This is a genomic window from Chromobacterium sp. IIBBL 290-4 (assembly GCF_024207115.1).
Lineage (GTDB): Bacteria > Pseudomonadota > Gammaproteobacteria > Burkholderiales > Chromobacteriaceae > Chromobacterium.
The window spans coordinates 4182998-4205316 of sequence record NZ_CP100128.1; the positions used below are offsets into that span (position 1 = coordinate 4182998).

A 22319-nucleotide genomic window follows, 5' to 3' on the forward strand; every position below is an offset into this window, starting at 1 on the left:
ATCAGCCAGCCTCGCGGCGCAGGATGTCCGCCAATTTCTCCGCCGCGCGCCAGGCAAAGGCGTAAATCGATAGTTGGGGATTGGCCCCGACGCTGGTCGGAAAAACCGAGCCGTCCAGCACCGTCAGATTGCGCCATTGCCAATGGCGGCCGTAGTCGTCCACCACGCCGCGCGTGGGATCGTCGCCCATCGCCATGCCGCCCATCACGTGGGCGCTCATCAGTTTGGCCATCAAGGGCTGCAGGGGCAGATCCGCAATCATCGCCTTTGCCTGTTTCCAGCTGGTTGCCGGCTCGGCCCGCTCATGCAAGGGCATGACCTGGCTGGCGCCGGCGGCGAACTGCATTTCCGCCATCACCATCCAGCTGCGGTATACACCATCCCATATGACGTCGCCCAGCGGATAATCCAGCACCGGGCCGCCATCGTCCCGCAGCTTGACTTCGCCGCCCTCGCTGTCCGGATGAAAGCCATCGCGCAGCAAGGCCAGCGTGGCGTGCAAATGGGGGAATTGCTGCAAGAGCTGCAGCTGTTCGCTGCCGAAGCCGGGAAAGGTGACGCTGGCGAGCAAGGGGTGGATGGGCGGCACTTCCAATTTGAAGCCCAGCGGCCCATCCAGCGACTGCGTGTGCATGAAATGGTCGGAATAGACGGTCTGCGGCGCGCCGTTATATGGCTCGATTTTTTCCGGCATGATGGCGGCGCTGAGCGCCACCGGGTGCAGAAATGTTCGCTTGCCGGTCAAGCCGGCCGGATCGAGCAGGCCGCTGCGCAGCATGAGGGCCGGCGAGCCGATGGCGCCTGCGGCCAGCACGATATGGCGGGCGCTGATGGTGAAGCGCCTGCCGTTGGCCCGCAAGCCATCCGCCTCCAGCAAGGCCCCGTGGGCCTTGACGATCCGCCCGGTCCCCTGATCCGCCTGCAGCCGCTCCAGCCGCGCTCGCGTCAGCAAGCGCGCGCCGCGCTTGAGCGCCTCGGGAATGCAAGTGACCAGCATGGATTGCTTGGCATTGGTGGGGCAGCCCATGCCGCAATAGCCCAGATTCCAACAGCCGCGCACATTGCGGCGTATCCGGGCGTGCCGATAGCCCAGCGCCTGGCAGCCGCGCTCCAGCACCAGGTTATTGCCATTGGGCGTGACATCCCAATCCATGATGCCCAGCCGCTGCTCGGCTTTTTCAAACCAAGGACGCATCGCCTCCCGCGACAGGCCCGTCAGTCCGTAACGCTCCTGCCACCAGCGCAGGGTGTCGGGCGGCGTGCGGAAACAGCTGGTCCAGTTGACTACGGTGCCGCCGCCCACGGCCTTGCCCTGCAAAATGGAGATGCCCTTATCCAGCGTCTGCCGCCCGGCGGACTCCTGGTACAGTTCGGGATAGGCCTTGTCCTCGCGCAGGCGGAAATCGCTGGAGGTGTAGAATCCGCCCTCCTCGATAATCAGCACGTCCAAGCCGGCAAGCGCCAGGCGCTCAGCCGCAATGCCGCCGCCCGCGCCGCTGCCGATGATCAATACGTCGGCCCGCCATTCCAGGTCCTGAACCTGCTTGGCGCCGTCAAACACTTTCCAGCCTTGCGCCAGCCCCGCGCGCAAGGGATCGGGTATTTTCTCATCGCTCACGGCAGCGCTCGCACTACATGTTGCGGCAGGCTGTAGCCCAGCCCCGCCCAGCTGTCGGGATTGCCATACCAGGCGGCGTTGATCAGCTGGTGCAAGCCTTGATAGACGCTGCGCTTGAGCTGGAAGCGGCTGGTGCGCCAGCGCTGCAGAAAGCGGGCTAAATACTCGGCCCTGGCCTTGCGCCAAGGCCGGCGCACTCCCGCCAGCCAACGGCGGGCCCAGCGATTTTCCAGCAAATCGAACAATTGCCTGATCTCCTTTCGGCTTGATTCCGGCAGGCTGCGAATCACTTTGTCCACGCCGGCCACCACGGTCGCCACCGGCAGGTTCGGCACGCCCAACATCACCGGGGCCAGTATGGCCACCAGCTGCGCGTCCGCCTGATTCAGCCAGCCTATGCCGGCTGGCAGCGATGGGTATGCGCCAGGCTCGGCCGCGGGCGTGGCCCAATAAGCGGCCACCGCCACGCCTCCCAGCGTGGCGAAGGTGAGAAATCGACGGCGGCTCAGCATGATCAGCGGCGCAGCATCAGCTTGAGCAAGCCTTCCACCAATGCGCCGTAGGGCGGCCGCGTCATCCAGCTGCCGGACAGGCGGCTCTGCCGGAAAACGGGTTTGAGCTTGGAGAAGGTCAAAAAACCCTCATAAGCATGGTAATGCCCCATGCCAGAGGGGCCGACGCCGCCAAACGGCAACCCGTCCTGAACCACATGCAGCAAGGTGTCGTTGACGCAAACGCCGCCGGAGACGGTTTCCTTCAGGACGCGTTCTATCCGCAAGTCGTCGTTGTCAAACAGATATAAAGCCAACGGTCTTGGCCGGGCATTGATATAGGCCAGAGCTTCGTCGAATTTGTCGTATGTCACTACCGGCAGGATGGGCCCGAAGATTTCCTCCCGCAGCAGCGCGGCGTCTTCCGGGCAGCGTTGCACGAGCGTCAGCGGCATTTTGCGGACGGCGGCCAGCTCCTCGCGCGCGGGGTTCACCTCCTCTATCCGGGCTCCCGCTTGCCGCGCGGCCTCCAGCCAGCCGCTTAGCCTTTGATAGTGCCTGTCATTGATGACGGCGCTGTAGTCCGGATTGTTGGCCAGGCTGGGATAGGCCCGCGCCGCGGCGGCGCGGATTTCATCCAGCAGCAAGCCGCAATCCTTGTCATTGACCAGAATATAGTCCGGCGCGACGCAGGTCTGCCCCGCATTGAGCATTTTGCCGGCGACGATGGCCTCGGCCGCGCGCCGCAAATCCGCGCCGCGCGTCACCAGCGCCGGCGATTTGCCGCCCAGCTCCAGCGTCACCGGCGTCAGATTGTCCGCCGCCGCGCGCATGACATGCCGGCCGACGTCCGTGGACCCGGTGAACAGCAAATGATCGAAGGGCAGCCGGGTGAAGGCTTGGGCCAGATCGGCCCCGCCATTGGTTACGACCAGCACTTCCGGCCCAAAATAACGTTCGGCCAGCGACGCCAGCAGCTCGCCGGTCGCCGGCGTGTATTCCGACATTTTCACCATCACCCGATTGCCGGCGGCCAGCGCGGCTACGATTGGGCCGAAGGACAGAAACAAGGGATAGTTCCATGGCACCACCACGCCCGCCACGCCCAAGGGCTGCGGCAGCACGCTGGCGCGGCCCGGCTGAAACCAGATCGACACGCCGCGGCGTTTAGGCTTCATCCAGCCTGCCAATTTGCGGCGCGCGTGGCGGATCGCCTCCAATGTGGGGAAAAGCTCCGCCAGCCGCGTTTCCACCGCGCTGCGATGGCCGAAGTCGCGGCTGACGGCGTCGATCAGGGCGTCTCGATTGTCTTGAATCAAGCGCTCCAGCGCATTCAGCCATTGCTTGCGGACATTCTGCGGCGGGTGGGCATTGGCAGCTGACGCCGCTTTGAGTCGGGAAAAGGCCTCCAGCAGATCGCTGTGATCCCGTACGGGCATTTTGATGGCGTCCATAGTATTATCCTTGTAATAGTAGCCAAACAAATGTTTAGAGCCTGGGCTCTAGCCTAGACTATCACCCCTCAACCTAGCTGTCATCTCGCCTTCCGCCATGCTGATCGACTTTTTCTACGCGCTGCGCCAAGCCGGACTGCCGGTTACTCTGAAAGAATTTCTCACCTTGCTGGAGGCGCTGCAACAAAATGTCGCGTTCGGCAATCTGGATGATTTCTACTACCTTTCGCGCGCCGCGCTGGTGAAGGATGAAAAGTACTTCGATCGCTTCGATCAGGTGTTTGGCCAGCGCTTCAAAGGACTGGAGTCGTCATTGGAGGACTTGCAGCGCGCCATTCCGGAAGAATGGCTGCGCAAGCAGGTCGAAAAATATCTGAGCGAGGAAGAAAAGCGCCAATTGCAAGGCATGGGCTGGGACAAGCTGATGGAAACCCTGCGCCAGCGCCTGGAAGAGCAGAAAGAACGCCACCAGGGCGGCAATAAATGGATAGGCACGGGCGGCACCAGCCCATTTGGCGCTTACGGCTACAATCCGGAAGGCATCCGCATCGGCCAGCATGAGTCTCGCCATCGCCGGGCGGTGAAAGTGTGGGATCAGCGCGAGTTCCGCAATTTCGACGACCAGGTCGAGTTAGGCACCCGCAATATCAAGGTGGCGCTGCGGCGCTTGCGCGAGTTCGCCCGCGACGGCGCCGAAGAAATTCTGGATCTGGACGCCACTATCGCCGCCACCGCGCGCAAGGCAGGCCTGCTGGACTTGAAAATGCAGCGCGAACTGCATAATAGCGTCAAGGTGTTAGTTCTATTCGACGTCGGCGGCTCGATGGATGACCACATCCGCTCCTGCGAAGAGCTGTTCTCCGCGGTGAAAGCGGAGTTCAAGCATCTGGAGTATTTCTACTTCCACAACTGCGTGTATGAATCAGTATGGAAAGACAACAACCGCCGCCACAGCCAGCGCTTCAACACCTGGGATCTGATTCATACTTTCGGCCGCGATTACAAGTTGATCTTTGTCGGCGACGCCAGCATGAGTCCTTATGAAATCACCTTCCCCGGCGGCAGCGTGGAGCATATGAATGAAGAATCCGGCGAAACCTGGCTCAAGCGCCTGCTGGAGCACTTCCGCCACGCGGTCTGGCTCAATCCGATGACGGAAGAACATTGGTCCTACACGCAATCGATAGGCATGATCCGGCAGTTGCTCGGCCAGCGCATGCATCCTTTAACCGTGGCGGGTTTGGATCAAGCGATGCGCGCCTTGAAGAAATCCGCGCCCATGGCTTGAAAATTTAACGCAAGCACACAAAATTCTCCTTGAGTCCAGGCCGGCTTGTAGCCCAGAATGGACTTAGAGGCCTACGTAATATTCCTAGTCGAGCCTCACATCAGTCACGGGGAGTCGCATATGCAAATCTTACTTTTCGCCGCGCTTGTCATCGCGGTCGTTGCCGTCGCCAAATTGCTGGCCACCCCGGATCAACCTCAGGGCAAGCTGGTGCCTATCCGCATCAGAACGGACGAAGCCAAGCGCCGCCGCTGACCTTCCCGCATCTTTGCCACGAAAAACGCGCCGATTGGCGCGTTTTTTTTGCATTCCTGCAGCCCCATTCCTGCGCATCGCATGCCGGCAAGCGCTCGCGCCACGCGATTTTTAAGCGCGCCAAGGGGCAAACAATCTTAACGCCAAGAGACTTTTAACAAAATATTAAACAAATACAAATAAAGACACGAATTTTAATGAAATGTAAACATAGTTTTGATGCGTTTTGACTAAAATGGCCCGCGCTTCAAACACACCATCAACAAAAGCAAAGGTCATGAAATAATGAAGAAACTCGCTTTGGCTGCTTGCCTGCTGAGCCTTTCCTGCGTCGCCCTGGCCGACGGCCAATCCGCCTGCCGCGCCGCCGCCGGCAGCTACCTGACAGGCACCGTGGTCAGCGGCCCCTCTTTCGCCAATGGCCAGCAATTGAACGGCGTAGAGTTGTCCCATACCCATGTGTCGCTGCGCGCCGATCAAGATGGCCGCACCTACGACGTGGCCATGGACAATGTGTATGCCTCTGGTTACGACACTGCCGGCGAAGACGTTCCCTACCCCCTCAACACCATTCAGCAAGGCGACCGCCTGGAGCTGTGCGGCCAGCTGTATAGCAGCGGCGTGGGCATCCACTGGGTGCACAACAACTGCGGCGTCAAGCCTAGCCGCCGCCAGCCGAATGGCTGGGTCAAAAAGATCAATGCGGATGGCTCCACCAGCAGCAACTACGAAGCCAGCACCGAATACTGCCAGCTCTGGCCGTAAGCCGGGCTTCAGCCAAGGTCTGTCATCGCAAGACGAACGATCTTGGCCGAATCAGGGCGGCCGTACCTTGCCGCCCCATAAAAAACCCGCCCTGAAAGGGCGGGTTTTGTCTGACGAATTCAGTAATCAGTCGCGGTTGCCAGCAAAGGCCAGCAGCAACTGCAGCAGGCTGGTAAACAGGTTGTAGATGCTGATGTAGATGGACAGCGCGGCGGAGATGTAGCTGTTTTCGCCGCCATCCACCACAACTTTGACCTGCCACAGAATCATCAGCGAGCTGAACAGCGCAAAGGCGGCGGACAGCATCAGCTGGAAGCCCGGCATTCTCAAGAACACATTGGCCACGACCGCGATCATCAGCACAACGGCGCCGACGGTCAGGAAGCTGCCCAGGCCAGACAAGTCGCGCTTGGTGGTGCTGGCGATGCCGGCCATGACGAAAAACACCGCCGAGGTGGCTGCGCCCGCAGTCATGATCAATTGGCCGCCATTGGAAAACTTCAATGCGAACTGCAGCAGCGGCCCGAGCAGCACGCCCATCAGGAAAGTGAAGCCCAGCATCAGGAATACGCCGACTGAGCTGTAGCGATTCTTCTCAATGGCGAACACCAGGCCGTAAAACACCGCCATCATCAACACGAAGCCCATGATGGGGCTGGCTTTCATGAAGCTGAAATTCATATTGGTGCCGACGATGGCGCCCATTACGGTGGGAATCATCGACAGGCCGAGCAAGCCATAAGTGTTGCGCAGAACCTTATGGCGCACGTCGGCCATAGAGGTCGATTGATAGGCCGATTCAAGGTTCGGGTGCATATTGTTTCTCTCCTTGGGAGGGTTCGTTTAGAACAATTATTGGGATTGTACGCATGAGAGCATGCCGAGGGAAATAAGTTCCATCGATAGAATTGTGCTTGTAATATTTAGCAGTCCATGGCACAATGCCCTTCTCTTGATTGAGTAGATGGGCGCACCGCCCACGCTTTTCAAGATGTTGCGAGAGTGGCGGAATTGGTAGACGCACTGGATTTAGGTTCCAGCGCCGCAAGGCGTGAGAGTTCGAGTCTCTCCTTTCGCACCATCCCTGGTTTTACCCCCTTCCCGTTATACCCCATAAATACCCTCCAAAGCCCGCAAATAAAGGCTTTCCCAAGAATCGCATCCTCGGCGCAACCCTGCGCAAACCGCCGTAATACGCTATAGTTTGGACCAAATCTGGACCAAATCTGGACCAAGGATTGGACCAAGAAATGGCCGTAATAGATCGCAGAGGCGACAAGTGGCGCGTCCGCGTCCGCAAAGGAAATACCAGCCGCTCAAAGACATTCATGCGCAAGGCCGATGCAATTGCATGGGCAACCCAAATGGAAGCCGATATTGATGCTGGCCGTATCGGTAGCATTCCGAATCGGTCATTTGGCGAGCTTTTGACGCGATACGCCAAGGAAGTCAGCGTCACAAAGAGGGGCGCGCGCTGGGAACAACTCCGCATCGATCTGTTTATCCGCGAGTACCCTGCCCTTTGCGAAACCCGCCTGCCGGACATCGGCCCCGAGACTTTCGCCGCCTGGCGCGATGAACGCTTGAAGTCGGTCAGCCAGCTAACCGTCCGCCGAGAGTGGGCCATCCTGATGCACGCCTGCAATATCGCCATCAAGGAATGGCGCTGGCTGACCACGAACCCGATCAGCACCGTGAAGAAACCTGACACGGTCAAGGCCCGGTCCCGGCGGCCTACGGAGAAAGAAACAGAAGCAATCCTGTTGGCCTGCGGCTACCGGAAGGATGATGCTCCGTTGACCCAAATGAGCCGCGCTGCCGCGGCGTGGCTATATGCCATTGAGACTGCTATGCGTGCGGGGGAGATTTGCCGGATCCGGCCAGATGAAGTTGACTTCGATAAGCGCCTGGTCCATATCCCCACCAGCAAGAACGGGCACTCCCGCGATGTACCGCAGTCGCGAGAGGCAATCCGATTGCTGAAGCAGGTTATGCAGGCCACAGAGGGGAAGGATACGGTTTTCGATCTGACAGCGGCAAACCTTGACGCGCTTTTCAGGCGCGCCAAGGACAAAGCGCTGATTGAGGACTTGCACTTCCACGACTCGCGCCGGGAGGCGCTGACCAGGATGGCAAGCAAGCTTGATGTGATGACGTTGGCCAAGGTGAGCGGCCACCGGGACTTGCGGATACTGCAAAACACATACTACGCGCCGAATATGGAAGGCGTGGCCAGCCTGCTGGACTAGGCGGCACGCCGGACCCGCTTCCGCTCCACCCAGGACATGATGTCCTTGGCCTTCCATCGCAGATCCATGCGCTTTTCGCCGGCCGCCACGTTGAAAGCCTCGGGAAAGCCTCGCTGAAGCGAAAGCCTTTCGCTGAAGTGCCGCTCGGACACACCGAGGTATTTGGCGCACATGGCTGGGGACCACAAGACCTTATCGACCGGGACTTGCGCCCCCATGCCATCCAGTTTTCTTGCCAACTCAGCCAGTACTTCAATCAGTTTCGCATCCATACTTCCTCCAAAAAATCTGGGCCGCCATATGGCAGCCCTGAAAACACGATTTACGGCGTAGCAACCGCCCCACTCCCTGCTCACATCCTTACCTGCCAAAACCATGGCACCTCAGCGCGGCTTCAATTCGCCGCCCCAGCCAAGCCACGCACGGAACCGCCTTGCTGTTGCCAATAGCCTTGTAGCGCGGGCCATCTGCCGCCGACTTGTCGCGAAAAGGGACGTCGGTATACCCATCAGGGAAACCCTGCAACCGCTCGCATTCCGTCGGCGTCAGCCGGCGAACCCGCATTTGGGCCAAGACATGCGGCTTATCGCCGCCTCCGGAGCTGGCGCGCAGGCAGCCGGCGACGTCATCGCCCAACTCGGCGGTAGCGCCACCATCGCGGCCTCGCAAGGCGACGGACAATACAGCGTTTTCCTGCCCCTGATTTCGGCCAAGCGTGTGGGCGAGGTTGATGCTTACATCCGGGTCTTGGGTGCCGTGGACTACGATAGGCGCATCGTCGCAACTGTAGCCGCCTCGCTTGCGAGCGCCGCCGGTAAGCGTGCCCGCCACTGCGACCGGGATTAGCAACCCACTTTCCGCGTCCTGCTGAGTTGCCGAACCAGCAGCTTTTCCGCCTGCCTGCAACGTGCCAGCTACCTGATGCACCACCATGGTTTCGGTTTCAAAATCGATCCGCCCCATTGCTCCAGCATTCAGGCAATGGCTGACAGGCCATGTACTTGTGCCAACTACCGGCTGCAAGAGTCCTGAGGTGCCTCCTCCGTCAGGCACCCCGCAACGTCGGCCAAGGCTCGATGTAAGAGCGCCGGCAACTTCTTCGCCCGCTTCACGGCTCGGCGCAGTATCCCGGCGCACGCCGTCGAACTCAAAAAGTACCGCTGCGGGATCGAACCCCTTTCTAGCGCTTGCGACAACGAACACACGGCGGCGGCGTTGGGCCACTCCGAAATATTGGGCATCAAGGATCCGCCATGCGACTGCTCTCGCGGGTCCAAACACACAACCAGCGTTCGTCCATTTCTTCCCTGATGGCTGCAGCTCGCAGCTTTCTCCGGCAAGCGCGCCCAGGAAGCAACCGAAAGCGTTGTCGCGCGACGAGAGTACGCCCGGTACGTTTTCCCAGACGATGACCGCCTCCGGCTCCCTGCGCCGACGTCGAATAAAGTCAATTGCATCAGCAAGCTCCACGTATTTGATTGTCAGCGCGCCGCGCTCATCCGCCAGCCCCTCCCGCAAGCCGGCCACGCTGAATGCCTGACATGGCGTACCTCCCACAAAAAGCTCCGGAGCCTCCACCTCGCCCACCAGCACGCGGCGGGCGATGGTTGTCATGTCGCCCAGGTTTGGCGTGTCAGAGTAGTGGTGCGCCAGCACGGCGGACGGGAACGGCTCAATCTCCGCCAGCCAGGCCGCGCGCCAGCCCAACGGATGCCACGCCACACTCGCGGCCTCGATGCCGCTGCAAACCGAACCGAACCGGATCATATTGCCTCCCGTCCAAAGCCCAGATATCCGCTAGTCACGCCACACCACTCGCCAGGTCGATGGCATAGTTGCGCAGATCCATCGGCAAGCGCATCAGGTTCAGCGCCTCGCGCAGCGCGTCGTTTTCCTTGTCCGTACTCTCCATTTGCGCCTCGGTTCGCTCCAGCGCATCCCGATAGGCCGCGGCCTCTTGCTGCAGCTGCGCCAATTGCTGCCGGAGCGCGCCCAGCTGGCTTGCTGCTTCATCTGGGCTCGGCATCTGGCCCTGATCGGCATCATCCAGCCCGGCCGCGCTTGGCGCTGGATCCACGCGCTGGCGTTCTGGCTTGCCGCCCTCGCCGCCTTGATTCGGCACGATGAATAGCATTGCGTAGATAGGGTTCATGTTTTCCTCGATGGGCGCGCCGGCGCCCGGTGATGATTGATTCAGGCTCCGGGCATTTCCACCAGTTCGGCGGCCGCAGCAGCAGTGAATGGCACGGTCTGGCTCTGTTCCAAACCACCTAACGCCGCCACCAGCGCATGGATCAGCTCGCCCAGTTCCTCGGTCATCAGCAGGAAGGTGGCTTCGAACAGGCTTTCACGGTCGTCTCCGGCCTGGCTGGCCTCGTCCTGAAGCACATCCAGGAACTGAATGCGCTTGAGCTGCAGTGTGTCCGTCAGCTGGAAACGGATCTTCTCGTTCCAGATCAGCCCCAGCTTGACCACCTGCTTGCCGGTGGCGATGTGCTGGCGGATCTCGTCGCTGGTCAGGTCGATCCGGCTCACGCGCACCACGGCGCCGTTTTCACTGCTGTCTTTCAGCAGCGCGTCCTCGTCCAGCTCGAAGCCACCCGGTGCCTCGCCGGCGGCCAGCCAATCCGTCATCGCGGCATGCGGCGCCATTCGGGTGCGCGGCAGCGTGGCGGGGAACGGCGGCAAGGCCTCGCGCAGCTTGGAAACCAGCCCTTCCGCCTTGCTGGAAGCACTGGCATCCACCACCAGCCAGCCGCCAGCGATAAAGGCTGGAATGCTGCTTTCCCTCATCAAGGCTTTGGGCAGCAGGTCATCCGTGACTTGCTCTTTCAAAGCCAGCCGCTCCTTGCGGCCAACCCTGCGCCCCTCCCTGGCCTCAATCTCCGCCACCTTCTCCGCCAGGGCCTTCTTGATCGCCGCCGGCGGCAGAATCTTGTCCTCACGCCGCAGCCGCACCAGCTGGCGCTCCCGCGCGCGGTACACCATGCCTTCCAAGTGCGCCGCCGCCGGCGCCCATCCCTCACTGAACCAGTCCAGCCCGCCGCAAGGCTGAAACGGCCGCTTGCCTAAGGCCTCCTCCAGCCGCACCGCATCCAGCGGTTCGCCCAACTTAAAGATCGCAGCATTACGAAACCACATTCGCGCTCTCCTTTACGAAATGAACCGAACGGATGCCCAGGCTCTTCAGCGTCAGCGGCATCTTCTCCTCCTTTGCCTTTGCCAGCTTCAAATCCAGCTCCAGCACCGACATGCTGCCGCCGCAGCTGCTGGCGATATGCCAGCGGTGGCGCAGCCCCAAGCTTTTCAGCAAAGCCGAGTACTCCCTGCGCGCGCCCAGCAGCGCGGCTGTGAACAGGTGGCCAGCCGACAGCGGATAACTGCCTGGCATCGCCTCCCACTCCACCAGCGCGCAGCCCATCGACAGGCTGTGCTCCGGGTCATACAAACGCAGATCCACCCGCTGGCTGAACTTCTCCAGCTTGATCCGCCCCTTCTTCTTTGCAGCGCTTTCCATGGACACCCTCCAAAACAAAAGGCCCGCATTTGCGGGCCACAATCATGGTGATGGGTACTGTCTACGCTTACGCTTACGCTTGCTCTCTCACTTCAATGGCCGTCCGCACCGGACCGCGCCGGCCCACCAGCAGCCAAGAACCCGCATGATTGGGCGCCAGGTTCAGCCCGCGCCGCGCAGCTAATTCGGCCAGCCGGGGCACCAGCTCCACATGCGGCTGCACTTTCAGATACGGCGTGGCCGGCGGCGAAAACATCGCCTCGCCGCTTAAGCCCACGTCCCTGGCCTCCTGCGCCAGCCCCTCCACCAAATCAAAGTCATCGCGCCGCAAATCCAGCTGATGCGTCGCATCAATCATTTGCTGGCTCGCATGCCGCAAAGCCGCCGCATAAAGAGACTTCCTGAACATTGTCGCTCTCCCATTGCCCAGCAGCCGCCAGGCAAACCAGAACCATGGAAAAAACGCGCCTCACAGCGCGCGCCTTGCGGTATGCACCGGCTGGCCATAGCGGCTGAAAAACTCAAAATGCAGCCGTTTGCCCTGCCGGCGGTACAAATCGGCCAGCTCCTCGCTGATCCAGCCGATGATGACTTCGGTGAAACGCATAGCACCTCCTGGCAATGAAAAAGCCCGGCGCGGGGCCGGGCGTGGGGAATGGCTGAGCACTTATTGCCGCTCAGACGTATCGGCGGTTTGGCCAGGCTTGCCGCGAGCCTGCTCTCAAAGCGACTATCCTGCGCATACCGCTTAACATCATTCCGGAGCGAAAACATGTCCGATATAGATGTCTTTCCATTGGCCGGTTGGGATCTTTACCAAGTGAAAGGCCAGCCTTACCTCCTCTTCCGCCCCTCGTTTATTGCCAACCCAATGCAGCCCTTAGATCAGCCCATTGCTGATCGGACATACGGCATGACGCCAGCGGTTGCACGGGAGCTTGGGGAGAAATTGCTGGCGCAAGCTCGTCTGATTGAATCCGTCGCCGAAACAGCAGACGGACATCCTCAGCACTGATTCTTACAGCATGGTTCGTTTCCACTTTTCGCCTCCTTATATCGGCCTGCGTGCTGGGTAGCGGCAAGAGGGTCTCCACCGCATCCAGCCTGCGGGCTTTCATGTCCCTTCTATCCTGCAAGGCACACGCCTTGCGCTATACGCGCCAGGTAAACAAAAAGCCCGGCGCGGGCCGGGCGTGGATGAGCTGAAGCATTGCGCAAGCCGCTGCAACGCAACGCCGTTCAATCAGAATGCCGAGTGCATTTTTCTGCTGTAAAATCTATCCGGCTCGCTGGCCGGCGCCTGGAGCCAAGACAACGTCAAAGCGAGCCGACCTTTGACCCTTCACCAGGGCATCCAACATTGCCCAACGAACAGCCAAGGAGGAAAAGCATGGACAGAGCAGAAGCACTACGCCTTGCCGCAACCCTTGAGGCCGGCCGGCTGGCTTCTATGGAAGGCGATGGCTACGTATCAGACAGCGAGGTAGTCACGGCCTTGTATGGCTTGGCGGATGCCATTCTTGCCGAGGACCAAGCTCGCATGACGGCGCGCAACAGAGCCGCTCTCACCAAAAAGCCTTCCGACAAGAGCCTTATCCGAGAGTGATTCATGATGAAATTCAAAACGGCCCTTGTCGTCGGCGGCACTGGAATGCTCGCAAAAGCGACGCTGTATCTGGCCGACCACGCCTCGCAGCTCATCTTGGTTTCTCGGGATAGTCACGCCACCGCAAAGAGACTAGGGCTTTCCGGCGCGAACGGCGTCTCCGCGGACTGGACCACCGCGCCGGCTTTCCTCGCTGCGACGAAGCCGGTAATCGATCGTTTCCCACCCGATCTGATCGTTCTTTGGATGCACCAATCCGGCCGAGACACGAGGCAAGGCTTGCTCGATATGGTGCGCAACTCTAACTGCCGCATTGTCGATATCCACGGCAGCGGCGGGGGCAACGTGCAGGACCGGGTCGCACAGCGCCGCCTTGAGGTTGTGCAAGCCGGCTGCCGCTACACCGCCGTCGTACTGGGGTCCGTTCCGGAGCATGACGGATCTTTACGCTGGCTGACGCACGATGAAATATCGCGCGGAGTCATTCAGGCAATCGAGACCCAAAACGACTGCGTGGTGGGCTCGATTTGAGGGCTGGCGCTGATTGACGCAGCGTTCGTTCCCGTCTGCATTCCTCTGCTGTGGTCGTTCAAACTCGGTAGCATCCACATTGCGCACCAGTCTGCTGCAATACGGTTGGCTTGCCCTTCCGCCTGAAACGTCGGAGTTGGCACAACAGCTGGGTAGCGCTACGGAAATGGATGATCCGTTCGTTAGATTCAAGGGTTTGTCTGGAAAACTCAGGGCTGCTTCTTCGAACTGCTGCGGGGGCGTGTACTGAATTTTGTGTAAACGGACATTTGGCAGGAAACTGCCACCTAGTCTGGAGACACAATGAGCTCAAAGAAACACGACGTACCTGACACACTACTGGACAGCTTGCTGGCCGACTATCAGAAGCCCGAAGACCTCATCGGTGAGAACGGCCTACTCAAGCAACTGACCAAGCTGCTGGTCGAGAAAGCACTGGATGCTGAGATGGCCGCACACCTCGGCCATAGCAAACACGAGCCGGTGCTCAATCCAGCCGGCAACACCCGGAACGGCAAGAGCCGCAAGACCCTCAAGGGCGAGTTCGGCGAATTGCCTATCGAAGTGCCACGAGACCGCCAGGGTACCTTCGAGCCGCAACTCATTCCCAAGCACCAGACCCGCTGGACCGGCTTCGACGACAAAGTCATCTCGCTTTACGCCCGTGGTATGACTGTTCGGGAAATCCAGGCCCATCTGGAAGAGATGTACGGCACCGAGGTCTCGCCCAGCCTGATCTCCTCCATCACCGATTCCGTCACAGAAGAGGTCAAGGCGTGGCAGGCTCGCCCCCTGGACTCGCTCTATCCGATCATCTACCTCGACTGCATCCACGTGAAAGTACGTGAGGGAGCTGTACGTGTGAAAGCCGTCTATCTCGCCATCGGTATTACCCTGGCTGGAGAGAAGGAGGTTCTGGGGATGTGGCTGGCTCAGACGGAAGGAGCCAAGTTTTGGCTTCAGGTCGTGACCGAGCTGCGTAACCGGGGCGTACAGGACATCTTTATCGCCTGCGTCGATGGTCTGAAGGGTTTCCCGGAAGCGATCGAGGCGGTCTTCCCGAAAGCAGCGGTGCAGTTGTGCATCGTGCACATGGTGCGACACAGCCTGAACTACGTGTCGTGGAAGCGGCGTGCTGAAGTAGCCGCCGACCTGAAGCGAATCTACCAATCGGCCACCCTCGACGAAGCTGAGCAGCGGCTAGGTGAGTTTGAGGCCAAGTGGGATGACGAGTATTTGCCAATTGGTCAGTCCTGGCGGCGCAACTGGGCTCGGTTGACGCCATTCTTCGACTACCCGCCGGAGATCAGGAAAGTGATCTACACCACTAATGCCATCGAGTCGGTGAATATGAGTCTGCGAAAGCTGACCAAGAATCGGGGCTCGTTCCCGAGTGATGAGGCATTGCTGAAACTGTTCTATCTGGCGCTAAGGAACATCAGTCAGAAGTGGACCATGCCGATTCGGGATTGGAAGGCAGCGCTGACTCGCTTTACCATTCAGTTCGGCTTTGTTGCATAAATAGGCTTCGGCATGCAAAGCCCCTTTCCCCGGACGGATTTATGGCATGCGCACCGTCATCGGCGTCCCGAGCCGCGTGAAGCGGTTCAAGATCGCCGCTCGCACTTGGAGCTCTGCGACTTGACGGTCGAAGTCCCTTGCCATTACCCGCTCGCCCAGCAGCTTGAAACAGCGCATCTTGGTTTCCACCAGGCTGCGGCGATGGTAACCGCTCCATTTCCTCCAGATCGCTCGACCCAGGAGCCGGGTAGCACGCAGTATCTCGTTTCGGACATGGGCGCCCAACCGATTTTCCTTCCACGGCTTGGCATTCTTTCGGGTAGGAATCACCGCCTCGGCTTTTCGCTTGGCAATCGCTTCATGGCAGCCTTTGGTGTCGTAGGCACCATCGCCACTTACTGCAGCAATCCTTTCCCCCGCGGAAATCTGGTCCAGCAACTCCGGCAACATTGGCGCATCGCCCACCGCGTTGTCGGTCACTTCAATCGCCCGGATTTCCAGCGTCTGCGCATCAATGCCCAAATGCACCTTGCGCCACTGACGGCGGTACTCCGCGCCGTGTTTCTTCGTTTTCCATTCGCCTTCACCCAGCATCTTGATGCCGGTGCTGTCGATCAACAGGTGCAGCCCGGTCGTGGTTGGACGGCAAGGAATGGCCACCTGCAAATGCTTTTGCCGCCAGCACACGGTGCTGTAGTCCGGCGTCAGCCAGTCCAGCCCCGCCAGTTTGAGCAGGCTTTGCACCATACCCACGGCCTGTCGGAGCGCAAGATTGAACAGGCATTTGATCGTCAGGCAGAACTGAATGGCGGCATCGCTGAAAGTCGGTGTCCGTCCACGTTTGCCGACTGCAGAGCCATGCCAGCGCATGTCACGGTCCAACCAGATCATCAGCGACCCACGCGCCTTGAGCGCAGCATTGTAGGTCTTCCAGTTGGTGGTCTTGTACTTGGGCGGGGCGGGCTTGCTCATGCCGTCATTCTACCCCGCCTGCTGGGAGGGTGATTTGTGCAACAAAGCCCATCAAAAATATAAGCGTTATTGATAAAGTCTATCTTTTTTACTGCCAATAGAATGTTTGCGGATGACCTTTTAACAGATATAAAAATGTAAAACATCAAAAAGACCAATGCAATAGCCGCAACACCAATCGGAACGGGAGGGCTAATGAGTGAGGAAATTAGACCAATCCCTATGAAAAAAACCAAAAAAGGAAATAAAGCCAGGAAAAAACCAAATACATAACAAGGCAATGTGTCTGCAAAATTTGACTTGTAATAAGCCACAACCATTGCCACTGCAAAAATAGGGGTGATAAAAATGCTAGATACTAAAACAGTATAGACACTGGGAGCACTTTCATAAAATAAATTATAACTAGCGACTGCATTTAGTATCGACCCCAAAACACCTGAAGCAAAAGCAACCGGCATAGCTTCCTTGATAGGAAAGTCAACAGGTTTGGACATATACTCTCAATTAAATTTTCAATAGCAGGATGTAAATTATAATAACCACCACCTGGCCTTGCAGACAAGGGGTATTGATTTGGCAAGCAGGGCTGGCATCAGGGTGGTTTGCAGCCGATGGACCGTGCGGGAACGATCCTCGGCTCTTCCATTTGCGAATGGTGTCAATGGTGACGTTGTAGCGAGCGGCCAGCTTGGTCTGAGTGCCGGAGGTTTGCTGAATCTCTTTGCGAATGGCCGGCATGGTGCGTGCTTGCTTGTGCAATTTGACGATCATGCTGCCTGGGTCTTGAGCGTTTCCAGAATTTTACCCAAACCCTCGCAGCCAGGGAAGTTTTCAGAGACGTTTGCTCAGGTGAGCATCTGGGATACGACAACTACAAACGGCCAATTAATGGCTTTTTGTACTTTTTTTCCAAAGATCTAATAACAAAAAAATGAAAATAAGTACTGCAAGCCATCTTTCCCCATATATGAAGTGTCAAGCCAAAGCTCAATAAAGAAATAAGTAGAATAGTTATGTCAGTAGTGCCAATTTTATTTAGTATTTGAGAGATGGCGTATCCGGCTGACACTATGAATGATGCAATGGTCAATATTTTTCCATTTTTTTTCACAAGGAATTTTGATATTGCACTGTCAGTAGATATTACGGGCGGCTCAAAATCAACAGAGAATCCCCTTTTAAAGGAAATGTGGCTTTCACTTATTATCAAATTCTTCTCTATCAAGCTATCCTTCACAAACAATCTCTTGAATGCAGTAATTTTAATCAGCACCCATGCTGCTGCAGAAATCAAAATAAGACCAGTTGCAGATATTAAAAATACCCTATTGTGCTGAACAAAGATAAGATATCCAAAGCTCAAAAATCCAAATGGAATAATTGCGTATGGCCAGATAGCCAAGGCATTAATTATAGAACTGGAAAATATCCGGTCTGATGGCTTAATGAACAATCCGGCAATGCAATAAAGAATACCAATCAATATACTAAAGAAGACTGAGTACTTATAAATAAGCACCATTGGTTCTGAACTTGAAAACATCAACCACATAGGTAAAATCAAGAACAGAATAGTAAAAAATGGTATGGAAATAGATGCTAACTTCAGCTTATCTGCTGGATTGTCAATGTTATTCATGACTGATTATGCAATAACTGGTTCGTTGAGCCGACACAGCCATTACAGTCTTCTAGTTGATTTTTTTCAAACATGCCCTATGTTAAATTCGCGACCTATTAATTAAGAGGTATTGCCTCGGAATAATCATCACCATTATTCTTTGGATGACTCAACCATTTAACAACAATAGCGCCATTCTTTTCTTGAAATGCATTTTCAATTCTACCATCACCTTTGTCTTGCAAATACATATCGTATTGACAACTTTGCACTAATTCATTTTTCTTAACGGCAATGGAATCTTTATCTACCACAATTATCTTTAGCCACGCCTCAATTCCTGTCCCACATTGACCTTTAGTATCACCTGAGTTGGTTCTTAAAGTAAAAAGATATGGTATGGCATACCCACTCAATGTCTTAATTGGATGAGAAAAAATCGCTCTGTTATATGAGTCCATGCCAAGCCTTGCAGGGTCCCTCCCCTTGGGAATACGAAAAAACAGGCTCCCTACATTTCTACCATCTCTTGCCAGAAAAACATTCTCTCCTATATTATTTCTATACTCAAACGCAATGGAATAATTTTCATCCAACTTTACAACATTGGCACGCGCATTTTCAGAATGCGAATTTACTGAAGCCGTGACCAGGAAAACTGATATCAAAAAACCATTAAATTTATTGTGCATTCTTGATGTGTTCAGCATAGCATCGCCCTGTATAAATAGGTTTACTTTTTTTATTCTTTCTTAAATCATCAAGGGATTTGTCTTTATTTTCTTCTTTGGTTACATTCCACCCTTTATTAGATTCCTTTGGATCGCAAAGAATATTTTTGTTTACTACCCAAGCTTTAAGTTTTAAATCCCATTCATGATAATGATAGTTAGCACCATTATAGAAGGCCAAAGTCTCCAGATCCAATTGGTCTTGGCTATACAACCTACCATCTTGTGATAGATATTTTTTTGCACTTTTTCTTTTTGATTTTACAATGGAAAGAATATTATCCGCATGCTTTTTCCAGTTCCAAACTTGCTCATATGTGGGAACGGGAATAGTTGCTTGGCCCAATCCATAACCATTGTCAAAAGAAACCAATGGCATTTCATCAGTGTAGAAGTGCGTGAAATTAGTTTCTTGCTTGAATATTTTCTTCACAAGATCAGCTAGGTCTGCATCAGGAGCGCTATCTAGGTAGGTCGAAACCAACTCTTTCCCCGGCTCCGTCCCAAGAATAAAGACAGTTCTTCTGAATTTATCCTCGCCCGCCTTTATATTAACAGTTAATTCGCCACCAACAATCTGACCGTCAAGATTTACCGCCCACTTCTTGTCATTTAATTTTCCTCCACCTTGCAAGATATAAGTTTTACTATGCTTTGGTTTAAATCGTGGCTTGTTTTTTGCTTGCTTGCAAGACTGAACAATCCAACGAATACTCCACTCAAGATCATAAGGTGGAGATGCGCTAGTCTTAAATTCAAAACTAATTTCTGGCATTTTTGCATCTGCTGTAATATGAAATTTCTCGCAGCTGCTTGGTTTGATCCATTCTCCAGAATTGGCACTTACTTCACACCGCAATAACGAGCTTTCAATACCATCAGTTTTACCAGCCGACTTACTCTTTGCAATTGGCTTCTTCTGATCCATTTTAATTCCTAGCTAATATCTTTGCCGTGATCGAATATTTCCACATCGAAACTTTCATGCTTAGCACTTTGAAATCTTTCCGTAAGGCCGCTTTCATCAGTAACCCCTTCGTGAACCTTACCACTTGCAAAAGTAATCCGATAAGGTGTATGAGGCATCGGAATATCAGTGCCGTGATGAATAAGATGCAGCTGCTGATCGCTTATCCCGATTTTAGGAAGCGGTGGAAGCATAGCATCTAGACTAGCGGGTCCATTCAAATCATGACTGGCACCCTTGACGCTTACCTTGCCAGGTGCATGCACCTCGATATTGCCGCCAGCAATGCGGAAATAAGCGCCGCCAGCCGTCAGCAGAATTTCCTGCTTAGCGTTAACCACGATCCGCTCCTTGCAGGAGGTAATGGTTACATCCTTGTCGGCAGTGATCTCCATCGCATCGCTTTGCGCCTGGACTTGAACCTTGCCCTTGGCAGCGATCAGTTTTAGCGCCACTTTGTCTTGCACGCCCCCCACGAACAGGCTGATGTGCTTGCCGACGTTGTGCAGCCAGCGCCGGCCGGTGGTGTGGTTGGCATCGCGCTGGGCAACGAGGTTCAAGTTGGCCCCTGCCGCCAACGTTTGGCTTTGCTCGGTCAGGCTGGCGATGCCGGCCGGGCCGGACAGCACCAGTTGCGGCTGTTGGCCGGCTTGCTCTTTCGCCGTCTTGCCATCCTTGTCGGTATTGCTGCCGGCCTCCCAAGCCGTCAGCGCATCCAACTGGTGCTGGAGATGGCCCGCATCCTTCTTGCCGCTCTTGGCGTTGTCGTCGCCAATGCCGTCGGGTCCGGTCTCCATGGTGTCGGCCAGCTGCTCAGTGGCGGTTTCCGCCAAGGCCTGGCTCAGCGCGAGGGCTGATTGCAGCTGGCTTTGCGCATGCTCGCGCGCCAGCTGTTTGCCACCGGCGCCGTTCTGCGCCTCGGTGGACAGCAGCAGGCCGTGCGCGGCGCGGATGGCGCCGTGCTGGTCTGTCCGCAATTCGAAACCATCGCCGCGCGGCTGGGCTTTGCCGTTACTGCGCGGGTGGGTCAGGAAGCCCTGATTGAGCTGGGTCTTGCCGGATTCGCTCGACAGCTTGGCGCGCACTTCGCCGGGCGTATCGTCGAACAGCAGTTCGTTGTAGCTGCCGCCCTGGTGCTCTTTGGATTGGATACCGGACAGCGCCTTATTGGCCGGCAGGCTGCCGGTGCCGCTGAAGCCCGGTGTAGCATGGCTGCCGTTGTAGACCACGCCGCGCACTACCGGGCGGTCGATGTCGCCTTCGATGAAATCGACCAGCACTTCCTGGCCGATGCGCGGGATGAACTGGTGGCCGAAGCTGGCGCCGGCGGCCGGCATGGCCACCCGCACCCAACACGAGGACTTGTCGTCCAGGCCCGCACCGATGGTGGGATGCTCCTCCGGCCGTTGCCAGTGGAACTGCACCTTGATGCGGCCTTGCTCGTCGGTATGAATCTCCTCGCCGCCCGGGCCCACCACGGTGGCGGTCTGCATGCCCTGCGACTTCGGCTTGGCGTGCTCGGTGCCGGCAAAGGCCGGCGTCAGCGGAATGCCGCGGCGCTGGGTCTGGATGGCGGTGGTGAACGGCGCGGCGTCGGCTTGCGCGCCGACATGCTGCGCCAGGTCCTGCGGCAGGTTGTTGCGCGCCAGAAAGGTTTGCCCAGTGACCACGAATTCGCGGTTTTGCGGACTGTCGCTTTCATGCGCCGGATGATCATCCAGCTGAAACCACTCGCCCGGCTGCAGGCCGCGTACGCTGCCGCTACCGCTGAACTGCTTGGCCTGCAGGTCATTGGCTTGCTGGCGCAGCTCGGCGTAGCGGCCCAACTGCTCTTCGTCGCCGGCGTAATACAGGCCTGGCGCGTCGTATTGGGTCAGGCTGCTCTGCAGCGCTTGGCCGGTTTGGCCCTGCTCGATGTGGCTGCCATCCTGAATCTGCTGGGTGTAGACCGGCTTGTAGTCATAGCTGGCCAGCGCCACGCTGCTCGGCACGATCTGCCGCGTCGCCTGCCAGCCGGTGAGGCCATCTTCTTCTTCGGTGGCGTCGCTGCGGTGAAAGCGCACGCGCGCCAGCGAGGCGGCCGGCAGGCTGTGGGCGTCATCAAACACGGTCAGCTGCACTTGCGGGCCATCCTCGTCTTGATGCACGAAGCGCCAGGCATAGCCCTCTTCATGCAGCAGCCGGACGATGAAGTCGTAATCGCTCTCGCGGTATTGCAGGGTGTAGCTGCGCGGCTGGGCCGGCTGCACCTGGATGGCCAGCGTCTGCACGCGGGCAAAGGCCGGGTTGGCCTGCTGATGTTCGGTCAGGATCTGCTGGACGATGTCAGGCACCGTCAGGTCCTGGAACACCCGCGAAGTGCGGCGGTGGCGCAGCAGCGCGAACGGCGGCTCAATGGTCAGCTCATACCTGGCGAAGCCGCCATCGGCATCCGCCAGCCTGGCCTCGCTCACCACGCCGCAGCGGATGGATTCGCCGCCGGAGGCATCTTCAATGCCGATCCGCGCCGGCTGGCCAAGCAGCGACTTCAGTTCGATATGGGTGTCGGGGGAAAGGCAGGTCAGGGTATAGCGGTAAGGTTGGGAAATCCCCTCCTCCGCTTGCAAGCTCAGCGGCAACAATTGCTCAGCGGCGATCTGCCCGGTGCCCAGCTGCAGCGTCAACACCCGTCTATCTTGGCCAAAGGCAGAGGCGAAGCTGGCCAACAGTGCGTTCAGATCCATCGGAAAT

At 57.2% G+C, this 22319-nt stretch carries 26 protein-coding genes and 1 tRNA gene; 9 read left to right on the forward strand and 18 right to left on the reverse strand.

The window, feature by feature from the left end:
* Window position 1 precedes the first annotated feature (1 nt).
* Genes NKT35_RS19665 through NKT35_RS19675 form a run of 3 tightly spaced genes read right to left on the reverse strand, consistent with a single transcriptional unit; the run spans window position 2 to window position 3563 of the window.
* Window positions 2-1618 carry a GMC family oxidoreductase gene (locus NKT35_RS19665; protein WP_254296293.1) on the reverse strand — a complete coding sequence of 539 codons (1617 nt, stop codon included), beginning with the start codon at window positions 1616-1618 and terminating at the stop codon, window positions 2-4.
* Window positions 1615-2130, reverse strand: coding sequence for a twin-arginine translocation signal domain-containing protein (locus tag NKT35_RS19670; protein ID WP_254296295.1), 516 nt, complete (start codon window positions 2128-2130; stop codon window positions 1615-1617). Before NKT35_RS19670 ends, NKT35_RS19665 begins: the two co-directional genes overlap by 4 nt.
* Before the next feature lie 2 nt (window positions 2131-2132).
* Window positions 2133-3563, reverse strand: coding sequence for a coniferyl aldehyde dehydrogenase (locus tag NKT35_RS19675; RefSeq protein WP_254296297.1), 1431 nt, complete (start codon window positions 3561-3563; stop codon window positions 2133-2135).
* A gap of 97 nt (window positions 3564-3660) precedes the next feature.
* Here NKT35_RS19675 and NKT35_RS19680 point away from each other — a divergent pair, with 97 nt between their 5' ends.
* From NKT35_RS19680 to NKT35_RS19685, 3 genes are all read left to right on the forward strand, one after another.
* Entirely contained in the window at window positions 3661-4851 is a 1191-nt protein-coding gene (locus tag NKT35_RS19680; protein ID WP_254296304.1) for a vWA domain-containing protein, read from the forward strand.
* 120 nt (window positions 4852-4971) lie between these two features.
* Window positions 4972-5106: a hypothetical protein gene (locus NKT35_RS24070; protein ID WP_256493413.1), complete on the forward strand. Its 135-nt coding sequence runs from the start codon at window positions 4972-4974 to the stop codon at window positions 5104-5106.
* 285 nt (window positions 5107-5391) lie between these two features.
* Window positions 5392-5871: a hypothetical protein gene (locus NKT35_RS19685; protein WP_254296306.1), complete on the forward strand. Its 480-nt coding sequence runs from the start codon at window positions 5392-5394 to the stop codon at window positions 5869-5871.
* A 126-nt stretch (window positions 5872-5997) separates the two neighbouring features.
* On the opposite strand, the gene NKT35_RS19690 is transcribed toward NKT35_RS19685, so the two are convergent.
* Complete coding sequence (locus tag NKT35_RS19690; protein ID WP_254296308.1) at window positions 5998-6687, reverse strand: Bax inhibitor-1/YccA family protein; 690 nt, start codon at window positions 6685-6687, stop codon at window positions 5998-6000.
* 180 nt (window positions 6688-6867) lie between these two features.
* On the opposite strand from NKT35_RS19690, the gene NKT35_RS19695 reads away from it, so the two are divergent.
* Window positions 6868-6952: transfer RNA gene (locus tag NKT35_RS19695), tRNA-Leu, on the forward strand.
* Between the two features lie 247 nt (window positions 6953-7199).
* A complete protein-coding gene (locus NKT35_RS19700; protein ID WP_254296310.1) occupies window positions 7200-8120 on the forward strand; it encodes a tyrosine-type recombinase/integrase in 921 nt (306 codons plus the stop codon).
* On the opposite strand, the gene NKT35_RS19705 is transcribed toward NKT35_RS19700, so the two are convergent.
* The 7 genes from NKT35_RS19705 to NKT35_RS19735 all read right to left on the reverse strand — a co-directional run bounded on the left by NKT35_RS19705 (window position 8117) and on the right by NKT35_RS19735 (window position 12244).
* A complete protein-coding gene (locus NKT35_RS19705) occupies window positions 8117-8392 on the reverse strand; it encodes a hypothetical protein (RefSeq protein WP_254296312.1) in 276 nt (91 codons plus the stop codon). The two genes, NKT35_RS19700 and NKT35_RS19705, sit on opposite strands and share 4 nt — an antisense overlap.
* An 88-nt stretch (window positions 8393-8480) precedes the next feature.
* Window positions 8481-9887, reverse strand: a complete 1407-nt coding sequence (locus tag NKT35_RS19710) for a DNA cytosine methyltransferase (RefSeq protein ID WP_254296313.1) — start codon at window positions 9885-9887, stop codon at window positions 8481-8483.
* A gap of 34 nt (window positions 9888-9921) precedes the next feature.
* Window positions 9922-10272: a hypothetical protein gene (locus NKT35_RS19715; RefSeq protein WP_254296315.1), complete on the reverse strand. Its 351-nt coding sequence runs from the start codon at window positions 10270-10272 to the stop codon at window positions 9922-9924.
* A gap of 41 nt (window positions 10273-10313) precedes the next feature.
* The gene (locus NKT35_RS19720; RefSeq protein ID WP_254296317.1) at window positions 10314-11261 is read right to left on the reverse strand and encodes a recombination-associated protein RdgC; all 948 of its coding nucleotides are present in this window, start codon (window positions 11259-11261) and stop codon (window positions 10314-10316) included.
* A complete protein-coding gene (locus NKT35_RS19725; protein ID WP_254296319.1) occupies window positions 11248-11637 on the reverse strand; it encodes a hypothetical protein in 390 nt (129 codons plus the stop codon). Before NKT35_RS19725 ends, NKT35_RS19720 begins: the two co-directional genes overlap by 14 nt.
* Window positions 11638-11710: 73 nt before the next feature.
* A complete protein-coding gene (locus NKT35_RS19730; protein ID WP_254296321.1) occupies window positions 11711-12046 on the reverse strand; it encodes a hypothetical protein in 336 nt (111 codons plus the stop codon).
* Window positions 12047-12106: 60 nt separating this feature from the next.
* Complete coding sequence (locus NKT35_RS19735; RefSeq protein WP_254296323.1) at window positions 12107-12244, reverse strand: hypothetical protein; 138 nt, start codon at window positions 12242-12244, stop codon at window positions 12107-12109.
* Window positions 12245-12409: 165 nt separating this feature from the next.
* Between NKT35_RS19735 and NKT35_RS19740 the strand changes: the two genes are divergently transcribed.
* The 4 genes from NKT35_RS19740 (at window position 12410) to NKT35_RS19755 (ending at window position 15295) form a co-directional block, all read left to right on the forward strand.
* Entirely contained in the window at window positions 12410-12652 is a 243-nt protein-coding gene (locus NKT35_RS19740; RefSeq protein WP_254296325.1) for a BssS family protein, read from the forward strand.
* Between the two features lie 375 nt (window positions 12653-13027).
* Window positions 13028-13243, forward strand: a complete 216-nt coding sequence (locus tag NKT35_RS19745) for a hypothetical protein (RefSeq protein ID WP_254296327.1) — start codon at window positions 13028-13030, stop codon at window positions 13241-13243.
* Window positions 13244-13246: 3 nt separating this feature from the next.
* Window positions 13247-13774 (forward strand): Rossmann-fold NAD(P)-binding domain-containing protein, encoded by a 528-nt coding sequence (locus tag NKT35_RS19750; RefSeq protein WP_254296329.1) that lies wholly within the window; start codon window positions 13247-13249, stop codon window positions 13772-13774.
* A 303-nt stretch (window positions 13775-14077) separates the two neighbouring features.
* On the forward strand, window positions 14078-15295 hold the full coding sequence (locus tag NKT35_RS19755; RefSeq protein WP_254296331.1) for an IS256 family transposase: 1218 nt from the start codon (window positions 14078-14080) through the stop codon (window positions 15293-15295).
* A gap of 39 nt (window positions 15296-15334) precedes the next feature.
* Here NKT35_RS19755 and NKT35_RS19760 read toward each other — a convergent pair whose 3' ends face one another.
* From NKT35_RS19760 to NKT35_RS19790, 7 genes are all read right to left on the reverse strand, one after another.
* Window positions 15335-16267: an IS5 family transposase gene (locus NKT35_RS19760; protein ID WP_254296333.1), complete on the reverse strand. Its 933-nt coding sequence runs from the start codon at window positions 16265-16267 to the stop codon at window positions 15335-15337.
* Window positions 16264-16764 carry a hypothetical protein gene (locus tag NKT35_RS19765; protein ID WP_254296334.1) on the reverse strand — a complete coding sequence of 167 codons (501 nt, stop codon included), beginning with the start codon at window positions 16762-16764 and terminating at the stop codon, window positions 16264-16266. Before NKT35_RS19765 ends, NKT35_RS19760 begins: the two co-directional genes overlap by 4 nt.
* A gap of 10 nt (window positions 16765-16774) precedes the next feature.
* The gene (locus tag NKT35_RS19770) at window positions 16775-17041 is read right to left on the reverse strand and encodes a hypothetical protein (RefSeq protein WP_254296336.1); all 267 of its coding nucleotides are present in this window, start codon (window positions 17039-17041) and stop codon (window positions 16775-16777) included.
* 100 nt (window positions 17042-17141) lie between these two features.
* Window positions 17142-17909 carry a hypothetical protein gene (locus NKT35_RS19775; RefSeq protein ID WP_254296338.1) on the reverse strand — a complete coding sequence of 256 codons (768 nt, stop codon included), beginning with the start codon at window positions 17907-17909 and terminating at the stop codon, window positions 17142-17144.
* Window positions 17910-18007: 98 nt separating this feature from the next.
* On the reverse strand, window positions 18008-18601 hold the full coding sequence (locus NKT35_RS19780) for a hypothetical protein (RefSeq protein ID WP_254296340.1): 594 nt from the start codon (window positions 18599-18601) through the stop codon (window positions 18008-18010).
* Entirely contained in the window at window positions 18573-19550 is a 978-nt protein-coding gene (locus NKT35_RS19785; protein ID WP_254296341.1) for a hypothetical protein, read from the reverse strand. Before NKT35_RS19785 ends, NKT35_RS19780 begins: the two co-directional genes overlap by 29 nt.
* An 8-nt stretch (window positions 19551-19558) precedes the next feature.
* The gene (locus NKT35_RS19790; RefSeq protein WP_254296343.1) at window positions 19559-22312 is read right to left on the reverse strand and encodes a type VI secretion system Vgr family protein; all 2754 of its coding nucleotides are present in this window, start codon (window positions 22310-22312) and stop codon (window positions 19559-19561) included.
* Window positions 22313-22319 lie beyond the last annotated feature (7 nt).

Coding starts and splice junctions, on each gene's coding strand:
- NKT35_RS19670 (WP_254296295.1), bottom strand. CDS start 2,130: ATGCTGAGCCGCCGTCGATTTCTCACCTTCGCCACGCTGGGAGGCGTG.
- NKT35_RS19675 (WP_254296297.1), bottom strand. CDS start 3,563: ATGGACGCCATCAAAATGCCCGTACGGGATCACAGCGATCTGCTGGAG.
- NKT35_RS19680 (WP_254296304.1), top strand. CDS start 3,661: ATGCTGATCGACTTTTTCTACGCGCTGCGCCAAGCCGGACTGCCGGTT.
- NKT35_RS24070 (WP_256493413.1), top strand. CDS start 4,972: ATGCAAATCTTACTTTTCGCCGCGCTTGTCATCGCGGTCGTTGCCGTC.
- NKT35_RS19685 (WP_254296306.1), top strand. CDS start 5,392: ATGAAGAAACTCGCTTTGGCTGCTTGCCTGCTGAGCCTTTCCTGCGTC.
- NKT35_RS19690 (WP_254296308.1), bottom strand. CDS start 6,687: ATGCACCCGAACCTTGAATCGGCCTATCAATCGACCTCTATGGCCGAC.
- NKT35_RS19700 (WP_254296310.1), top strand. CDS start 7,200: ATGCGCAAGGCCGATGCAATTGCATGGGCAACCCAAATGGAAGCCGAT.
- NKT35_RS19705 (WP_254296312.1), bottom strand. CDS start 8,392: ATGGATGCGAAACTGATTGAAGTACTGGCTGAGTTGGCAAGAAAACTG.
- NKT35_RS19710 (WP_254296313.1), bottom strand. CDS start 9,887: ATGATCCGGTTCGGTTCGGTTTGCAGCGGCATCGAGGCCGCGAGTGTG.
- NKT35_RS19715 (WP_254296315.1), bottom strand. CDS start 10,272: ATGAACCCTATCTACGCAATGCTATTCATCGTGCCGAATCAAGGCGGC.
- NKT35_RS19720 (WP_254296317.1), bottom strand. CDS start 11,261: ATGTGGTTTCGTAATGCTGCGATCTTTAAGTTGGGCGAACCGCTGGAT.
- NKT35_RS19725 (WP_254296319.1), bottom strand. CDS start 11,637: ATGGAAAGCGCTGCAAAGAAGAAGGGGCGGATCAAGCTGGAGAAGTTC.
- NKT35_RS19730 (WP_254296321.1), bottom strand. CDS start 12,046: ATGTTCAGGAAGTCTCTTTATGCGGCGGCTTTGCGGCATGCGAGCCAG.
- NKT35_RS19735 (WP_254296323.1), bottom strand. CDS start 12,244: ATGCGTTTCACCGAAGTCATCATCGGCTGGATCAGCGAGGAGCTGGCC.
- NKT35_RS19740 (WP_254296325.1), top strand. CDS start 12,410: ATGTCCGATATAGATGTCTTTCCATTGGCCGGTTGGGATCTTTACCAA.
- NKT35_RS19745 (WP_254296327.1), top strand. CDS start 13,028: ATGGACAGAGCAGAAGCACTACGCCTTGCCGCAACCCTTGAGGCCGGC.
- NKT35_RS19750 (WP_254296329.1), top strand. CDS start 13,247: ATGATGAAATTCAAAACGGCCCTTGTCGTCGGCGGCACTGGAATGCTC.
- NKT35_RS19755 (WP_254296331.1), top strand. CDS start 14,078: ATGAGCTCAAAGAAACACGACGTACCTGACACACTACTGGACAGCTTG.
- NKT35_RS19760 (WP_254296333.1), bottom strand. CDS start 16,267: ATGAGCAAGCCCGCCCCGCCCAAGTACAAGACCACCAACTGGAAGACC.
- NKT35_RS19765 (WP_254296334.1), bottom strand. CDS start 16,764: ATGTCCAAACCTGTTGACTTTCCTATCAAGGAAGCTATGCCGGTTGCT.
- NKT35_RS19770 (WP_254296336.1), bottom strand. CDS start 17,041: ATGATCGTCAAATTGCACAAGCAAGCACGCACCATGCCGGCCATTCGC.
- NKT35_RS19775 (WP_254296338.1), bottom strand. CDS start 17,909: ATGAATAACATTGACAATCCAGCAGATAAGCTGAAGTTAGCATCTATT.
- NKT35_RS19780 (WP_254296340.1), bottom strand. CDS start 18,601: ATGCTGAACACATCAAGAATGCACAATAAATTTAATGGTTTTTTGATA.
- NKT35_RS19785 (WP_254296341.1), bottom strand. CDS start 19,550: ATGGATCAGAAGAAGCCAATTGCAAAGAGTAAGTCGGCTGGTAAAACT.
- NKT35_RS19790 (WP_254296343.1), bottom strand. CDS start 22,312: ATGGATCTGAACGCACTGTTGGCCAGCTTCGCCTCTGCCTTTGGCCAA.